General features: G+C 53.9%; 1 protein-coding gene. It reads right to left on the reverse strand.

Annotated elements, in window-relative coordinates; all coding sequences use genetic code 11:
- Nucleotides 1-26: 26 nt before the first annotated feature.
- Entirely contained in the window at nt 27-578 is a 552-nt protein-coding gene (locus CKL79_RS22650) for an outer membrane beta-barrel protein (RefSeq protein ID WP_121971736.1), read from the reverse strand.
- Between the last annotated feature and the right edge of the window lie 275 nt (nt 579-853).

Genomic DNA, 853 nt, shown 5'->3' on the forward strand with positions numbered 1-853 from the left:
AGGGGTGAGGTCGTTAGACTGGAGATCTAGAAGCGGTAGCCAAGACCGGCTACAAAATCGACTCGCTGGTCATCAAGCGGTAGGTAGTTGACTGAACCGTTGAGCGCATAGCGGTTGCCTAGCTGATAATCAGCGCCCGCCGTCGCCACGACCTGAAAGTCAGTCTCATCGCCAGTGGTGACACCTGCGCCTGCACCGACAAACGGCTTTAGTCTCTCTCCACCGATGCCATTGAAGTCATAGGTAACGGGTGCTAGAACCGTTACATTGCGGTCGCCATCCTCGTTGCTAATTTCAGTAATCACGCCGGGACGAACGGAGAAGCGGTTGGAGAGCGCGTACTTACCGTTAATGACGGCACCCTCATTACTGGCACCCGCACCGATGTAGTTACGGCCTTGGATAGGCGCACCGAAGCTTCGAGCCTGGGCGGTCTGCACGTTGCGCTCGCTACGTTGCGATAGAATAGCAGGGCCAACAGTGGGGCGATCACCGACAGGATTAGCGTGAGCAGGGGAGACAAGCGCACCAGTAGACAGAACAGAAAGCGCAACCAAACAAGCAACTTTAACTTTCATAGAACAAATTCCTCAAGGGATAACCTGAAACGAAGGAAAGGAGGAGACAGACAACTTCTTGTTTGAAGCTGATGGTTTGATTATGCGCTGTGTGACACCTGCTGCGATTTAGCAAGAGCCACTTTTTAAGGGTGGCCCTGAAAACCTGTAACCGCAGAGGATATGCGCCACGATCTGCCGTTTCTACAGTGTGCCAGATGGCGAAGCTGGCTCTAGTATCCGCAATCGACTCGATGCCGCCAGCAGTGTCCGCTCGTGGTCGAGGTGATTGAAGG

The organism is Leptolyngbya sp. BC1307, from assembly GCF_002286735.1.
Lineage (GTDB): Bacteria > Cyanobacteriota > Cyanobacteriia > Phormidesmidales > Phormidesmidaceae > Phormidesmis.

Bases quoted from the DNA above. Each gene is read 5' to 3' on its own strand.
- CKL79_RS22650 (WP_121971736.1), bottom strand. From the start codon at position 578: ATGAAAGTTAAAGTTGCTTGTTTGGTTGCGCTTTCTGTTCTGTCTACT.